Annotated in this window: 14 protein-coding genes and 1 tRNA gene; 7 read left to right on the plus strand and 8 right to left on the minus strand. The window is 44.3% G+C overall.

Annotation, left to right across the window (positions count from 1 at the left end):
* Positions 1-164 precede the first annotated feature (164 nt).
* The 6 genes from sacB (at position 165) to MOC09_RS12060 (ending at position 6,293) form a co-directional block, all read left to right on the plus strand.
* Complete coding sequence (gene sacB / locus MOC09_RS12035) at positions 165-1,586, plus strand: levansucrase (RefSeq protein WP_268358148.1); 1,422 nt, start codon at positions 165-167, stop codon at positions 1,584-1,586.
* 76 nt (positions 1,587-1,662) lie between these two features.
* Complete coding sequence (gene levB / locus MOC09_RS12040) at positions 1,663-3,213, plus strand: 2,6-beta-fructan 6-levanbiohydrolase (RefSeq protein WP_268358150.1); 1,551 nt, start codon at positions 1,663-1,665, stop codon at positions 3,211-3,213.
* Between the two features lie 106 nt (positions 3,214-3,319).
* A complete protein-coding gene (aspP, locus tag MOC09_RS12045; protein ID WP_268358151.1) occupies positions 3,320-4,882 on the plus strand; it encodes an aspartate/proton symporter AspP in 1,563 nt (520 codons plus the stop codon).
* 94 nt (positions 4,883-4,976) lie between these two features.
* On the plus strand, positions 4,977-5,561 hold the full coding sequence (locus MOC09_RS12050) for a TetR family transcriptional regulator (protein WP_268358152.1): 585 nt from the start codon (positions 4,977-4,979) through the stop codon (positions 5,559-5,561).
* An 82-nt stretch (positions 5,562-5,643) separates the two neighbouring features.
* Complete coding sequence (locus tag MOC09_RS12055) at positions 5,644-5,979, plus strand: DMT family transporter (protein ID WP_268370625.1); 336 nt, start codon at positions 5,644-5,646, stop codon at positions 5,977-5,979.
* Positions 5,979-6,293, plus strand: a complete 315-nt coding sequence (locus tag MOC09_RS12060; RefSeq protein ID WP_268358154.1) for a DMT family transporter — start codon at positions 5,979-5,981, stop codon at positions 6,291-6,293. Before MOC09_RS12055 ends, MOC09_RS12060 begins: the two co-directional genes overlap by 1 nt.
* Before the next feature lie 42 nt (positions 6,294-6,335).
* Here the strand turns inward: MOC09_RS12060 and MOC09_RS12065 are convergent, their stop codons facing one another.
* Both MOC09_RS12065 and MOC09_RS12070 read right to left on the minus strand, forming a co-directional pair.
* Complete coding sequence (locus MOC09_RS12065) at positions 6,336-6,848, minus strand: DUF3231 family protein (protein ID WP_268358156.1); 513 nt, start codon at positions 6,846-6,848, stop codon at positions 6,336-6,338.
* A 152-nt stretch (positions 6,849-7,000) separates the two neighbouring features.
* Positions 7,001-7,076 (minus strand) — tRNA-Arg (locus MOC09_RS12070).
* Between the two features lie 269 nt (positions 7,077-7,345).
* Between MOC09_RS12070 and clpP the strand changes: the two genes are divergently transcribed.
* Positions 7,346-7,936, plus strand: coding sequence for an ATP-dependent Clp endopeptidase proteolytic subunit ClpP (gene clpP, locus MOC09_RS12075; protein WP_014665471.1), 591 nt, complete (start codon positions 7,346-7,348; stop codon positions 7,934-7,936).
* Positions 7,937-7,982: 46 nt separating this feature from the next.
* On the opposite strand, the gene pgmB is transcribed toward clpP, so the two are convergent.
* From pgmB to mdxF, 6 genes are read right to left on the minus strand one after another with little or no spacing between them, the layout of a single operon-like run.
* A complete protein-coding gene (gene pgmB, locus MOC09_RS12080) occupies positions 7,983-8,657 on the minus strand; it encodes a beta-phosphoglucomutase (protein ID WP_268370627.1) in 675 nt (224 codons plus the stop codon).
* Positions 8,654-10,339, minus strand: coding sequence for an oligo-1,6-glucosidase (gene malL / locus MOC09_RS12085; protein WP_268370628.1), 1,686 nt, complete (start codon positions 10,337-10,339; stop codon positions 8,654-8,656). The genes pgmB and malL overlap by 4 nt, the downstream gene beginning before the upstream one ends.
* The gene (locus tag MOC09_RS12090) at positions 10,332-12,605 is read right to left on the minus strand and encodes a glycoside hydrolase family 65 protein (RefSeq protein ID WP_268370630.1); all 2,274 of its coding nucleotides are present in this window, start codon (positions 12,603-12,605) and stop codon (positions 10,332-10,334) included. The genes malL and MOC09_RS12090 overlap by 8 nt, the downstream gene beginning before the upstream one ends.
* A complete protein-coding gene (locus MOC09_RS12095; RefSeq protein ID WP_268370632.1) occupies positions 12,583-13,467 on the minus strand; it encodes a DUF1189 domain-containing protein in 885 nt (294 codons plus the stop codon). The genes MOC09_RS12090 and MOC09_RS12095 overlap by 23 nt, the downstream gene beginning before the upstream one ends.
* Before the next feature lie 4 nt (positions 13,468-13,471).
* Positions 13,472-14,308, minus strand: coding sequence for a maltodextrin ABC transporter permease MdxG (gene mdxG, locus MOC09_RS12100; RefSeq protein WP_268370634.1), 837 nt, complete (start codon positions 14,306-14,308; stop codon positions 13,472-13,474).
* Entirely contained in the window at positions 14,309-15,616 is a 1,308-nt protein-coding gene (gene mdxF, locus MOC09_RS12105) for a maltodextrin ABC transporter permease MdxF (RefSeq protein ID WP_268358165.1), read from the minus strand.
* Positions 15,617-15,624 lie beyond the last annotated feature (8 nt).

Genomic DNA, 15,624 nt, shown 5'->3' on the forward strand with positions numbered 1-15,624 from the left:
AGCAGGCAAGACCTAAAATGTGTAAAGGGCAAAGTGTATACTTTGGCGTCGCCCCTTACATATTTTAGGTCTTTTTTATTGTGTGTAACTGACTTGCCATCTCAAACAGGAGGGCTGGAAGAAGCAGACCGCTAACACAGTACATAAAAAAGGAGACATGAACGATGAACATCAAAAAGTTTGCTAAACAAGCAACAGTATTAACCTTTACTACTGCACTGCTGGCAGGAGGCGCAACTCAAGCATTTGCGAAAGAAACGAACCAAAAACCGTATAAAGAAACATACGGCATTACCCATATTACACGCCATGATATGCTGCAAATCCCTGAACAGCAAAAAAATGAAAAATATCAGGTGCCCGAATTCGATCCATCCACAATTAAAAATATCTCTTCTGCAAAAGGCCTGGATGTTTGGGACAGCTGGCCATTGCAAAACGCTGACGGCACAGTTGCAAACTATCACGGCTACCACATCGTCTTTGCATTAGCCGGAGACCCTAAAAATGCGGATGACACATCCATTTACATGTTCTATCAAAAAGTCGGCGAAACGTCTATTGACAGCTGGAAAAACGCTGGCCGCGTCTTTAAGGACAGCGACAAATTCGATGCAAATGATTCTATCCTAAAAGACCAAACGCAAGAATGGTCAGGTTCAGCAACATTTACATCTGACGGAAAAATCCGTTTATTCTACACTGATTTCTCCGGTAAACATTACGGCAAACAAACACTGACAACTGCACAGGTTAACGTATCAGCATCAGACAGCTCTTTGAACATCAACGGTGTCGAAGATTATAAATCAATCTTTGACGGCGACGGCAAAACGTATCAAAATGTACAGCAGTTTATCGATGAAGGCAACTACAGCTCAGGCGATAACCATACGCTGAGAGATCCTCACTACGTAGAAGATAAAGGCCACAAATACTTAGTATTCGAAGCAAACACTGGAACTGAAGACGGCTACCAAGGCGAAGAATCTTTATTTAACAAAGCATACTATGGCAAAAGCACGTCATTCTTCCGTCAAGAAAGCCAAAAACTTCTGCAAAGCGATAAAAAACGCACGGCTGAATTAGCAAACGGCGCACTCGGCATCATTGAGCTAAACGATGATTACACACTGAAAAAAGTGATGAAACCGCTGATTGCATCCAACACAGTCACAGATGAAATCGAACGCGCGAACGTCTTTAAAATGAATGGCAAATGGTATCTGTTCACTGACTCCCGCGGATCAAAAATGACGATCGACGGCATCACGCCTAACGATATTTACATGCTTGGTTATGTTTCTAATTCATTAACTGGCCCATACAAGCCGCTGAACAAAACTGGCCTTGTGTTAAAAATGGATCTTGACCCTAACGACGTAACCTTTACTTACTCACACTTCGCTGTGCCTCAAGCAAAAGGAAACAATGTCGTGATTACAAGCTACATGACAAACAGAGGTTTCTACGCAGACAAACAATCAACGTTTGCGCCAAGCTTCCTGTTGAACATCAAAGGCAAGAAAACATCTGTTGTCAAAGACAGTATCCTTGAACAAGGACAATTAACAGTTAACAATTAAAAACGCAAAAGAAAATGCCGATATCCTATTGGCATTTTCTTTTATTTCTAATTAACATCATAAAGGTGAATCCCCTATGAACTATAAAAAAGCAGGCAAATGGCTAACCGTATTCCTCACCTTTGCAGGAATACTGCTGTTTATCGATTTATTGCCAAAAGAAGAACCTGTCAAAAAATCAAAATCGACACATAAGCCTGACTACCGGGCTGCATATCATTTTACGACACCCGACAAATGGAAAAATGATCCCCAAAAACCGATCTATTTTGATGGCAAATATCATTATTTCTATCTGTATAACAAGGATTATCCAAAAGGCAACGGCACAGAATGGCGGCATGCCGTATCAGAAGATTTGGTGCACTGGACAGATGAAGGCGTGGCGATTCCAAAATATACAAACCCGGACGGTGACATTTGGACCGGTTCCGTCGTGGTGGATAAAGAGAACACAGCCGGGTTCGGGAAAAATGCGCTTGTCGCGATTGTGACACAGCCTTCAGCCAAAGACAAAAAACAAGAGCAATATTTGTGGTACAGCACAGACAAAGGTAAATCATTCAAATTCTACAGTGGAAATCCCGTTATGCCTAACCCGGGCACAGACGATTTCAGAGATCCGAAAGTCATCTGGGATGACCAGGATAACAAATGGGTCATGGTTATGGCAGAAGGATCAAAAATCGGCTTTTATGAATCCGATAACCTGAAGGACTGGCATTACACAAGCGGATTCTTCCCAGAGCAGGCGGGAATAGTGGAATGTCCTGACCTCTACATGATGCGGGCAAGCGACGGTGCTGAAAAGTGGGTTCTCGGCGCCAGCGCGAACGGCAAACCATGGGGCAAACCAAATACGTATGCCTACTGGACCGGAAGCTTCGACGGAAAAGAATTTACAGCGGATCGGACCGAAGCCCAATGGCTTGACTACGGCTTTGATTGGTATGGCGGTGTGACGTTCGAAGACAGCAAAAGCACAGATCCATTAGAAAAGCGTTATGCGCTTGCCTGGATGAACAATTGGGATTATGCCAACAACACACCGACAATGAAGAACGGCTTTAATGGCACAGATTCTGTCATACGCGAACTCCGGCTGCAGGAAGAGGACGGAGCATACAGCCTTGTCTCACAGCCGATTGACGCTTTGGAGCAGCTGACGGTTTCAACTGACGGCATAGAGGATCAGGAAGTGAGCGGATCAAAAACACTGTCGGTGACAGGTGATGCGTATCAGCTTGATATCGATCTTTCTTGGTCAGAGCTAAAAAATGCAGGCGTCAGACTCAGAGAGTCAGAAGACCAAAAACGCCATATTGATGTCGGCATTTTCGCTGAAGGCGACTATGCGTATGTCAACAGGGCGGCCACAAATCAGCCTGACAAAAGCAATACCTATGTCGAAAGCAAAGCTCCTTACGATGTAAGCAAACGGAAGGTGCATTTGAAAATTCTCGTGGATAAAACAACAATAGAAGTATTTGTCGGCGACGGGAAAACCGTTTTATCAAATGAAGTGTTCCCAAAACCTGAAGATAAGGGCATTACCCTTTATTCTGATGGAGGTACAGCCTCATTCAAAAATATAACGGTGAAGCATTTTGATGCAATCCATCAATAAAAAACAGGTGCAGGCGGGCTGCACCTGTTTTTTTATTAGAGCGGTATTCTCTGTTACATATTGGGCATTGTAAGGAATATAAGGCTGGTTTTTAAGGAGGAAGCGGATGTCTAAACAAGGAAATTTTCAAAAATCAATGTCACTGTTTGATCTGATTTTGATTGGGATGGGAGCCATCTTTGGATCAGCATGGCTGTTTGCTGTCAGTAATGTCGCTTCAAAAGCAGGACCCTCCGGCGCTTTTTCCTGGATCATCGGCGGAGCCATTATTCTGTTAATCGGGCTGGTATACGCGGAGCTCGGAGCCGCTCTGCCCCGTACCGGCGGCATCATTCGATACCCCGTTTATTCACATGGCCATCTTGTTGGCTATCTCATTTCATTTGTCACAATTGTCGCTTACACAAGCCTGATTTCAATTGAAGTCACGGCCGTCCGGCAATACGTGGCCTATTGGTTTCCAGGCCTGACCATAAAAGGATCCGATTCGCCGACCATCGCTGGCTGGATCCTGCAATTCGCCTTGCTATGCTTGTTTTTCTTGCTGAATTATTGGAGCGTCAAAACCTTCGCTAAGGCGAATTTCATCATATCGATTTTTAAATATATTGTACCGATTACCATCATTATCGTGCTGATCTTTCATTTTCAGCCGGAGAATTTATCGGTCGAAGGCTTTGCGCCGTTTGGTTTCACAGGTATTCAAGCAGCCATTTCGACTGGCGGCGTGATGTTTGCGTATCTTGGCCTGCACCCGATTGTGTCTGTGGCAGGTGAAGTGCAAAATCCAAAACGCAACATCCCAATCGCTTTAATCATTTGCATTATCGTTTCAACCATTATTTACACTGTTTTGCAGGTCACCTTTATTGGCGCCATCCCGACAGAAACGCTGAAAAATGGCTGGCCGGCAATCGGGCGGGAGTTCTCATTGCCGTTTAAAGATATTGCGGTCATGCTCGGTTTAGGCTGGCTTGCAACGCTTGTCATTTTAGACGCCATTCTGTCTCCCGGAGGAAACGGGAATATTTTCATGAATACGACGTCTCGTCTCGTTTACGCCTGGGCGCGTAACGGCACACTATTCAGCATATTTTCAAAGGTGAATAAAGAAACGGGAACACCCCGAGCTTCACTCTGGCTTTCGTTTGCCATGTCGATTTTCTGGACGCTCCCCTTCCCTTCGTGGAACGCGCTTGTCAATGTCTGTTCTGTCGCGCTCATCCTTTCTTATGCAATTGCACCAATTTGTTCAGCAGCGCTGAGGGTCAATGCGAAGGACTTAAACAGGCCGTTTTATTTAAAAGGAATGAGCATCATCGGGCCGCTTTCCTTTATTTTCACGGCGTTCATCGTGTATTGGTCAGGATGGACAACCGTTTCCTGGCTGCTCGGTTCACAGCTCGTGATGTTTTTGATCTATCTCTGTTTCAGAAAATATGCGCCTCAAGAGGATGTCAGCCTTGCCCAGCAGCTGAAATCAGCGTGGTGGCTTGTCGGGTTTTATATCATGATGCTGATCTTTTCCTACATCGGTTCTTTCGGACACGGTTTAGGCATCATCAGCAATCCCGTCGACCTCATTTTAGTCGCCATCGGCTCACTTGCGATTTACTACTGGGCAAAGTATACCGGACTCCCGAAAGCCGCCATTGATTATGATAAATAAAGAAGCAAGAGTTTTTCTTGCTTCTTTCTGCTTTACAAATAAACATACCCGCGTTAAAGTGAATGATAGTCAGTCATTACAGGAGGTGTTCCTTATGCCAAAACAAACATCAGGCAAATATGAAAAAATTCTGCAGGCTGCCATTGAAGTCATTTCTGAAAAAGGCCTCGACAAGGCCTCTATTTCTGATATTGTCAAAAAGGCCGGCACTGCACAAGGAACGTTCTATTTGTATTTCTCATCTAAAAATGCTCTGATCCCGGCAATCGCAGAAAATCTTCTCACCCATACACTGGATCAAATCAAAGGAAGACTGCATGGAGACGAAGATTTTTGGACCGTTTTAGATATATTAATTGAGGAAACATTTCTCATTACAGAACGCCATAAGGATATTATCGTTCTTTGTTACTCCGGGCTTGCGATCGACCATTCCATGGAAAAATGGGAGACGATCTATCAGCCTTATTATTCCTGGCTCGAAAAAATCATCCATAAGGCCATTAATAACCACGAGGTGACTGAAGGAATCAATGCAAAATGGACAGCCAGAACGATTATCAACTTGGTTGAGAACACAGCTGAACGATTCTATATCGGGTTTGAACAGGATGAAAATATTGAAGTGTTTAAAAAAGAAATCTTTACTTTCTTAAAACGAAGCTTAGGTACAGCTTAAAAAATGACTGGGTAACACCGCTCATTTTTTAATGCCTTAAAAAATGACTGACGTTCATTCATAATATAAAGAGGTGTTTCATATGAACTGGGTGCTTGTTTTTATTGCAGGTCTTTTAGAAATGGTTTGGGCATCTTCCCTTAAACATGCCGATTCGCTTTTGGATTGGGTCATCATATTTATCTTGATCGCAATCAGCTTTATCCTGTTGATCCGCTCTTATCAAAAAATTCCGATGGCCGCGGCATATACTGTATTTGTCGGAATCGGAACCGTTGGAACATATATCACCGGAATTGTGTTGGGCGAATCCTTCTCAGCAGCGCAAATGTTCTTTTTAGCTCTATTGCTGACCGGTATTTTAGGAATGAAGCTATTTACGAAAGAAAGCAAAACACAGCCCGGAGGTGAAAAATAATGGCATGGTTTTTATTAGTGATTGCCGGCATAGAAGAAATTATAGCTGCTGTTGCCATGAAATATATTGACGGCACTAGAAAAAAATGGCCGATCATTGTGATGACTGTTGGATTTGGCTTATCCTTTTTCTGCCTGTCGCAAGCGATGATGGCCCTGCCTGCCGGAGTTGCTTATGCCGTCTGGACCGGCATTGGCAGTATTGGCGTTTCGGCGGTTGGTTTTATCTGGTTTAAGGAACGGTTTCAGCTGCCACAGCTGATTTCTCTTTTCCTGATCCTTGCCGGAGTCATCGGCCTGCGTCTGACGTCTTAATAGCAAAAAAGGGCATATACAGCTGTATATGCCCTTTTTTCATTAATCGTCTTGATGGTTGTGAAGATGGAGCGGCGGCGGGATGAGCCAGCCTTTGTTTTTTAACAGCCTTAAGTATTTTGCGCCGGTTGCCGCTTTAGATACATGGAATTGCCCAAACATCATGGCAATATCCTCACGAATGGACTGTCCCATAATTTTGCTGCATGTCACAAGGCCTGCAGCGTTTTGTGCTGCAGCAGAAGCCGCCACATCCGGATCGAGGAACCGTGCCCCTGGCGGAATATCGTTCAGATCTGCAGCCGGCGGCTCAGGAGAAGCCGGCGGAAGCGCCACTCCGTTTTCTTTCAGGATCGTACTGACTTGTTTCATTTCATCTTGGCACTTCTCAATGGACTCACGAAGCAGCTTCTTCAGGTCGTCATCACCGACATGATGCAATAACATCTGGTAATTGCCGACCATTTTATTGCCTGCCATCACATAACTCCACAAACTGAATACTTCACCGTAATGCATCGGTTCATCCTGCGGGTTTCCGCTTAAAATACCCATATTCATCCTCCTCGCAAATTCAATATCACACATTTCATAACGTGCCCGAGAGAAGGAAAATTTATGTTACAGCGAGAAAGATTTATGAAACAAAACAAAAAAGACAAGAGCGGCAAATGCCAAACCCTTGTCTTTCCTGTTGTTCTATTGGACGCGCTCGGAGGGATTCGAACCCCCGACAGACGTGGTACCGGAAACCACCGCTCTATCCAACTGAGCTACGAGCGCATATTGACTGCGTTAAGAGAACGTCAGCACAACTAATTATACGATAATTTCATTGAAATAACAACCCTCTATTTCAAGAGCCGTTTTTTTAAACCAGACATACATCTGATTTGGCAATCTAACATAAGATGGTTTGAACCCATGTATTTTTGGGGAAAATGGGAAAAAGAGACGACTTTGCATATCAAGCCAGCTTTTTGTTTGACCTTTATTGACCAAAAATGTATCATGTAACTACATACTTACCTAAAAGGTGAAGGAGGAGCATTATGAATTTAATACCTACAGTCATTGAACAAACGAACCGCGGGGAAAGAGCGTATGACATTTATTCTCGTCTATTAAAGGATCGTATCATCATGCTTGGCTCTGCGATTGATGACAACGTTGCAAACTCCATCGTGTCACAGCTTTTATTTTTAGCAGCAGAAGACCCTGAAAAAGAAATTTCTCTTTATATCAACAGCCCGGGCGGCTCTATTACAGCCGGTATGGCGATCTATGATACCATGCAGTTTATCAAGCCGAAGGTATCTACAATTTGCATCGGTATGGCTGCGTCAATGGGCGCATTCCTGCTTGCAGCAGGCGAAAAAGGCAAACGCTATGCGCTTCCAAACAGTGAAGTCATGATTCACCAGCCTCTTGGCGGTGCGCAGGGTCAGGCGACAGAAATTGAAATTGCCGCGAAACGCATTCTCTTGCTTCGCGACAAATTAAACAAAGTCCTTGCTGAACGTACTGGCCAGCCGCTTGAAGTAATCGAACGCGACACAGACCGTGATAACTTCAAGTCTGCTGAAGAAGCGCTTGAATACGGCCTGATTGACAAAATTTTGACTCACACAGAAGATAAATAGTCATAACAAAACCTGCAAGAGCCGCGTCTCTTGCAGGTTTTTTCATTTAAACACTTTTGATTCTATGCTGCTCCCATTCCTCATGTAACAGATCAAGCGTTAAATCACCAGTTCGCTTCACAATCAGATCAGCACCCAGCATTGACTGTTCATGACCGACTCCAACCGCAAACATCCTAGCAGATTTGATTGCAGAGATGCCTGCTTCAGCGTCTTCAATTGCCGCACAATCAGCCGGGAAAACGCCGAGCAGCGCTGCAGCTGTTAAAAAGATTTCGGGATCAGGTTTTCCTTTCGCGAGAGCGGTCGGGTCAACAATGGCATGAAATTCATCAATGATCTCCAAACGTCTTAAAATCTCGGGAGCATTGCGGCTTGAAGATGCTAAACCGATTTTTATATTTTCACGTTTTAATTCACAAAGAAGCCTGCCGATTCCCGGCAAAAGATTTTCCGGCGTCAATTGGCTGATCAGCGTTTGATAATATTGATTTTTTTGATGCATAAGTTCTCGTTTCTCCGCATTTGTATACTTTGTTTCCGCACCGCCAAAGATCAGTATGCTTTCAAGTGACTCCTCTCTGCTGATCCCTTTTAGCCTTTCATTTATGCTTCGGTCAAAGGAGATATCGATTTGTTCTGCGATATGCTTCCAAGCGTGAAAATGATATTCAGCAGTATCTGTTATCACTCCGTCTAAATCAAAAATGACCGCTTTCATATACTAATGCCCATCACAGCTTCATAAGGTTTGAGGCAAATGCTCTTCAAGTCAGCCCGCTCATGCGGATAGTTCGAAATCAGCACCTTCCAACGCTCATGAATCAGTTCCGGAGGCGCTTCGAACAGAGCCTTTTCTTCCGACAAATTCACAACGACGAGAAGCTTTTCCCCTCGATATTCTCGGAGGTAAGAAAAGATTTGCGGATCATTCTCCTGCAGCAGCTGATAATCTCCATATATCATGATCTTATATTGTTTTCGTAATTGAATGAGCTTCTGATAGTAATAGAAAATCGAATCTTGATCTTGCAGAGACTCTTTCACATTGATATCTGGATAGCGGGAATTTACCGCTATCCAAGGGTCTCCGGCAGTGAATCCCGCATGTTTTCCGGCATCCCATTGCATCGGTGTTCTCGCATGATCCCGCCCTTTTTTCGTTACGGCTTTCAGAAACTCCTTTTCTGACATCGTTTTATTTTCGGCGACTAGTTCACGATATGCATTCTTTATTTCAAGATCGTCATACATTTCCAGCGGCATATCACTGTTGACCATGCCGATTTCTTCTCCCTGGTAAATAAACGGCGTTCCTTTCATGCCGTGGAGAACCGTTGCAAATGCTTTTGCACACTGCTTTCGCAGCTTACCGTCATTGCCCCAGCGTGAAATAACCCTCGGCTGATCATGGTTTTCAAAATACAGGGTATTCCAGCCGACATTCATTAACCCGGTCTGCCACCTTGTCATTGTCTTTTTTAAAGCAATCAAATCAAACGGCTTGATCTGCCATTTCCCATTTGGCGAGTTATGTTCTGTATCAATATCCATATGTTCAAATGTAAAGATCATATTCAGCTCTTGCCTACTTGCATCTGTGTACTTTTTCGCCTCTTCAATATTAGAGCCGTTTGCCTCTCCGACCGTCATGCAGTCATAATGGGAAAGCACTTCCCTGTTCATCTCTTGAATAAACTCATGAAGACGGGGGCCGTTAGAGTGATAACGGCCGACGATATAGCTCCTGGTGTTATCCGTTTCGTAGTCCGGAAAATCGGTGTGCTTGGAAATAGAGCCGATCACATCCATCCGCCAGCCATCAACGCCTTTATCCATCCAGAATCTCATCAAATCATACACTTCCCGGCGAACCGCTTCATTTTCCCAATTTAAATCAGGCTGTTTTTTTGAAAAATAGTGCAAATAATACTGTCCTGTCCCTTCATCGTATTCCCACGCCGAGCCTGAAAAGATCGATCCCCAATTATTCGGCTCTGAGCCATCCGGTTTAGGATCTTTCCAAAAATAATAATCCCGATAAGGATTGTCCTTCGACTTGCGGCTTTCAGCAAACCAGGCATGCTCATCTGATGTGTGGTTGACGACCAAATCCATGATGATTTTCATTCCGCGCTGATGCACTTCGTCAATTAGCTGAACCATATCTTCATTTGTCCCAAATTTTTCGTACATGTTTCTGTAGTCGCTGATGTCATAGCCGTTGTCATCTTGCGGGGAATCAAACACCGGGGAGAGCCAGATGACATCCGCCCCAAGATTTTTGATGTAATCCAGTTTTTGAATGACGCCTTGCAAATCCCCGAATCCATCACCATTGGAATCATAAAAACTGCGCGGGTAAATTTGATAAACGACAGCTTCTTTCCACCATTCACTCATCAGACGTTCTCCTTTCATATCGTCCATTTAAGACAACCGGTTCTTCATAAACTTTCATGTGCAGCGGCTCGCCTTTTACAAGCTCAAAGATGGCAGCCGTTTCACCAACCGTAACATTGATTAATCGGTTTCGATAATTGATTTTGAACGAATATCCGTCCCATTCTTTCGGCAAAAACGGATGAAATGTCAGCGTCTCATTTGCGATGCGCATGCCTGCAAAACCCTGAACGATCGCAAGCCAGCTTCCCGTCATCGATGTAATGTGCAGGCCTTCTTCCGTGTCATGATTGTAATTGTCGAGATCGAGCCGAGCTGTACGCTTAACTAATTCCAGCGCTTTCTTTTCCTTTCTGAGCTCGGCTGCAAGAACAGCATGGACAGAGGGTGACAGGCTTGATTCATGAACGGTCATCGGTTCATAAAATTCAAAGTTCCGCCGTTTTTCTTCCATTGTAAAACGGTCGTTAAATAGGTAAATGCCTTGAAGAACATCTGCCTGCTTAATAAAATTAGAGCGAAGAATCTTGTCCCATGACCAGTTCTGATAAAGAGGCCGCTCAGCTGGATTTAACTCGTCCGCTGTTTGCAGGTCTTTATCCAAGAATGTGTCATGCTGAATGAAAACTTTCAGCTCTTCACTATACGGATAGTACATGTGCTGTATAATATTTCTCCAGGCTTTCAGCTCTTCGTCCTGCACATCAAGCAGGCGGTGTTTTTCCGCTGAAATACGTTCGAGATTTTCTAATGTATACTCCAACGTCCAAGCCGCAATGAGATTTGTATACCAATTGTTGTTGACATTGTTTTCATATTCATTCGGCCCTGTGACGCCATGGATCATATATTTGTTTTTTCGTTTCGAGAAGTGAACGCGGTCGGCCCAAAATCTGCTGACTGCCACAAGAACGTCTATCCCGTATTCTTCCATATAGCCACGGTCGCCTGTATAATTGATATAATTGCAGATCGCATAACAGATTGCCCCATTGCGGTGAATTTCCTCAAAGGTGATCTCCCATTCATTGTGGCATTCATCACCTGTAAACGTCACCATCGGATAAAGTGCTCCCTTCATCCCCAATTTTGAGGCGTTTCGTTTGGCAGCCTCCAATTGATGATAGCGATACAAAAGCAGGTTTTTCGTCACCTCCGGCTCTGCTGTCGCCAAATACATCGGAACGGCGTATGCCTCAGTATCCCAATATGCAGCACCCCCATATTTCTCGCCAGTAAATCCTTTCGGCCCGATATTCAAACGGGCATCGCCCCCGTAGTATGTCGAGAATAATTGAAAGATATTGTAGCGGATTCCTTGCTGAAGCTCCTCATCTCCTTTAATCTCTATGTCTGCTTTTGCCCACCTTTCTTGCCAACGATCGGTGTGCCTTCGTTTGGCTTCTTCATAACCGTTCTCAACAACATCTGCCAAAAGCTCCTTCGCTTTCGTTAACAGTTCTTTCTCCCGAAAATCACGGGAAGTCGTGACAATAATAAACTTCTTCAAAGAAGCCTTCGTTTGGTAACTGTAGCGATTCTCGACATACATCCCGGCTGTTTGAGAGCTTTCACTGACAAAGCCCTCTGTCACGTTTGCCATTGCGGCTGAAACCGTAAAGCGCGGTGTTTCAAATGGGTTTTCGATCGTTTTTGCCACTAAATGGCCGCGGTGAGGATCAGCCCCTTTCGCTTCTTCCTGCCAAAACTGTTCTTCGTAGTTGGAATCTTCATTTGCGACATTTCCATCCAGATAAGGAACAAGCGTAATGACCGCATCTTCTGTCAGACACTCCGCTTCATAATGAATCGCACAGAGTTCTTTTACGGCAAGGCTAAGAAATCGCTCCGATCTGAGTCTGACGGTTTTATCCTGAATACGGACCACAGCGCTTCGCCGCAGAATCCCCACTTTCATATTGAGCTCTAACTCAAATGATTCGATTGGATGTTGATAGAGATCGATTTTTTCACCGTCAACATATAAGCCTATGCCAATAAAGTTCATCGCATTGATCACTTTTCCGAAATATTCCGGATACCCGTTTTTCCACCAGCCTACTCGCGTTTTGTCTGGAAACCACACGCCTGCAATATATGTGCCTTGGTGGCTGTCACCTGAATAGCCTTCTTCAAAATTCCCCCTGACCCCCATGTAGCCGTTGGCAAGAGACGTGAGGCTTTCGAGCAGCCGTGGGTGCTCCTTTGGAAATGTACTAGTTTTGATTTTCCATTCATCAATCTCAAATAACCGCTGATTTATCATCATTTCCTCCCGAATGTAGGTTTCCATTATCACGGCGCATTTTGGCCAAATGTCTAAATGCAAAAGAAATCATCAAAGTGACGCCGCATGAATGGATCATCAATACAGTAATCAAGTCAAAATGAACCATACCGATAGCTGCTGCTGCAAATGCCGGCAGCGCTGAGGAACAAATCGCCGTAGATGCTGCTTCCTTGCATGACGCAATAGAGATCATGTTTGATATTTTTGTGATCCAGATGCCCCCCGCAAGAACGGCCGTTAACAAAAGCTGGATCATAAAAATCACCGCATATGCCAGCAACATGATCATTGGCTTATACTGTGCAAACCACAATGTATCGATCAAAACCTCTACGTCATGGACGTTTGGTTTCTTGAGCTTAGCGTCCATTTTTGCATAACCAACGGAAAACCCCGTTCCGTTTTGATCAGTGATCACCAGCTGATCAGGTTGAAATACAATGGCGTTATCATATCCAGTTACCTTCAATCGCCCATTTTCGCCGTTTGTCTGATATCCATATTTCATATCAACCGCCAGCAAATTCTGGCCATCTTCAATCCGCTGAGAGCTCTTCCCGCCTGTCAATTTTCCGTTTCTGATTTGGAAACCTTCTAATTGATCAGCAAATGTATCATTAACCTTTTCAATAGCTGATGGCATGAAAGTTGAAACGCTGAAGCGATCCATTTTCATAAACGAAACCGTCAGCGGGACCATCAAGGAGGCCGTCAAAAACATAAAGAGAAAGGAGAGCTGCAGCCAGCTGAATGTATTCCCGTAACGGCAAACACCTGATGGAGACGCAGCCGCTTTCAGGCAGCGGATGATAAAGCTTTCATTTTGCAGATTTTTCATCGAATTACCCCTTTGTTCCGCCAGCTGTCAGCCCGGACACAAAGTTTTTTTGGAGAAAAAAGAACAAGACGCATATCGGCAGTGCGGCAAGTATAGCTCCGGCCGCAAACAGGGCGACTTTTTGCTGCTGCGGATTTGAAATGAAGGACTGCAAGCCTACAGCAATGGTCAGTCTTTCCGGTGAGCGAAGCAAAAACTTCGCCAGCAAGTAGTCGCCAAACGGTGCCATAAACGCCCAAAGCGCTTGCACCGCAAGCATCGGCTTAACAAGCGGCAGGACGATGGAAGCGAAAATCCTCAGATGTCCCGCTCCATCAATTCGCGCGGCTTCATCAATTTCTCTCGGCACAGTGTCAAAATAACCTTTCATCAGCCACGTGTTCATCGGAATTCCCCCGCCGATATAGATCGCTGTCAAAAACCAGTATTGATCGAGTGCGCCTATCAGCATTGCCAGAACGTAAAAAGCAGTCAGCGCTGCCATCGTCGGCACCATTTGAATGATTAAAAAGAATACCAGGCTCTTTTTTCGGCCTGCAAACCGATAACGGCTATACGTATACCCGGCAAGCGTCACAATCGTAACCTGAAATATCATGACCGATAGCGCGATGACAAGTGTGTTGCTGTACCAGTGAAGATATAGCGTCTCGTCAAATAGCCGCTTAAAATGATCCAAAGTCCAAGAACCTGAAAAATCAAGCTGGAAAGCCGCCGTATTTCCGACACGGAAAGCGGATGAGGCCGTAATCAGCAACGGATAGATAATGACAATACTTAATAGTGTTAAAAATAAATAGGTACAGATTCTATTCAGCATTCTGGCAGTTCCCACATTCACCTACATAACCTCCTCATTGCCAAAAGCATTCGATTTTTTAAAAGCAATCAGGGAAATTCCAATGACAATGAAAGAAATTAACAGTGTAACAGCGGCCGCAACGGAATATTGCGGTGATGTGCCTGTTGTCAGTTTATAAATCCAGGAAATTAAGATATCGGTCGACCCGGCCCCCGCTCCTGCGCTCCCCGGTCCTCCCTCATTAAATAAGTAGATAATCGAGAAATTATTGAAATTAAACGTATACTGGGTAATCATCACAGGCGCTGTCGCAAATAAAATCATCGGGAAAGTAATATGTTGAAAACGCTGAATAAAAGTGGCACCGTCAATCTTTGCCGCTTCATACAATTCATCTGGAATCGCTTGAAGCACTCCCGTTACCATGACATAAATATATGGAAAGCCGAGCCACGTCTGAATCATAATGAGGGCTGTCTTTGTCCAGAAAGGATCGGTCTTCCATGCGATCGCAGGCAGCTCGACAAACGGCAGGTGATTGAATAATGGAATCACCTGTGCATTCATCGCCCCTACGCTGTCGTTAAACATGTTGGAAAAACTCATGATTGTAATAAAAGCCGGAATAGCCCATGGAAATAAAAAAATCATTCGAAATATCCGCTTGCCTTTTATAAAATCCTGATTGACGAAAAGTGCTGTCACGATACCTAAAATAATTTGCAGCGTTGTTGCACATATTGTCCAGATGACCGTCCAGCCCAGTACATTCACAAATGTTTCACGATAAGAGCCGAGGAAAAAAATATTCAAGAAATTTTTAAACCCGACCCAGTCAATCAGACTAGTAGGCGGAATATGATAAAAATCATAGTTTGTACATGCAACAAACAGAGTCACCAACACCGGAAAAATAATCACAAACACCATCATGATATATGCCGGCAGTGTAAATAAATATGGAAACCCTTTATCACCCGCATGACAGATCATATCCTTAGCCGTTGTATTGACCTCCAAACCCGCCGCTTTCATAGCGGCGGTCTTACGCGCATCATGAATATTAAAGATATAGAACATGAGGAAAATCAGCGTCACGATCAATTGCAGCGTGCCTTCAATCAGCATAAACAGTGAGTGATCTTCTCCGGGAACACTTCCCAATGTCATCAACCCGATTAGCGCCTGAAAACCGAAAACGCATAATTCAAAAGCAAACAAGCCTGTGATGGCAAAAAACAAGATCCCCTTTGACAACTGCTGGTTCGCAACCTGCCCAAGCCCTGGAATGATGGATAAAAGCCCTGCCTTTCGTTTTTGCTTTGCAAGTGTATAGTGTGTATTCATTTTTTTCG

It is taken from the genome of Bacillus sp. N12A5 (assembly GCF_026790125.1).
In the GTDB taxonomy this organism is placed as follows: domain Bacteria; phylum Bacillota; class Bacilli; order Bacillales; family Bacillaceae; genus Bacillus.

What these genes read in the sequence shown, in the direction of transcription:
- MOC09_RS12065 (WP_268358156.1), bottom strand. Translation starts at nt 6,848, where the DNA reads ATGGGTATTTTAAGCGGAAACCCGCAGGATGAACCGATGCATTACGGT.
- malL (WP_268370628.1), bottom strand. Translation starts at nt 10,339, where the DNA reads ATGAGTGAATGGTGGAAAGAAGCTGTCGTTTATCAAATTTACCCGCGC.
- pgmB (WP_268370627.1), bottom strand. Translation starts at nt 8,657, where the DNA reads ATGAAAGCGGTCATTTTTGATTTAGACGGAGTGATAACAGATACTGCT.
- clpP (WP_014665471.1), top strand. Translation starts at nt 7,346, where the DNA reads ATGAATTTAATACCTACAGTCATTGAACAAACGAACCGCGGGGAAAGA.
- MOC09_RS12055 (WP_268370625.1), top strand. Translation starts at nt 5,644, where the DNA reads ATGAACTGGGTGCTTGTTTTTATTGCAGGTCTTTTAGAAATGGTTTGG.
- MOC09_RS12090 (WP_268370630.1), bottom strand. Translation starts at nt 12,605, where the DNA reads ATGATAAATCAGCGGTTATTTGAGATTGATGAATGGAAAATCAAAACT.
- MOC09_RS12050 (WP_268358152.1), top strand. Translation starts at nt 4,977, where the DNA reads ATGCCAAAACAAACATCAGGCAAATATGAAAAAATTCTGCAGGCTGCC.
- MOC09_RS12060 (WP_268358154.1), top strand. Translation starts at nt 5,979, where the DNA reads ATGGCATGGTTTTTATTAGTGATTGCCGGCATAGAAGAAATTATAGCT.
- mdxF (WP_268358165.1), bottom strand. Translation starts at nt 15,616, where the DNA reads ATGAATACACACTATACACTTGCAAAGCAAAAACGAAAGGCAGGGCTT.
- sacB (WP_268358148.1), top strand. Translation starts at nt 165, where the DNA reads ATGAACATCAAAAAGTTTGCTAAACAAGCAACAGTATTAACCTTTACT.
- aspP (WP_268358151.1), top strand. Translation starts at nt 3,320, where the DNA reads ATGTCTAAACAAGGAAATTTTCAAAAATCAATGTCACTGTTTGATCTG.
- levB (WP_268358150.1), top strand. Translation starts at nt 1,663, where the DNA reads ATGAACTATAAAAAAGCAGGCAAATGGCTAACCGTATTCCTCACCTTT.
- MOC09_RS12095 (WP_268370632.1), bottom strand. Translation starts at nt 13,467, where the DNA reads ATGAAAAATCTGCAAAATGAAAGCTTTATCATCCGCTGCCTGAAAGCG.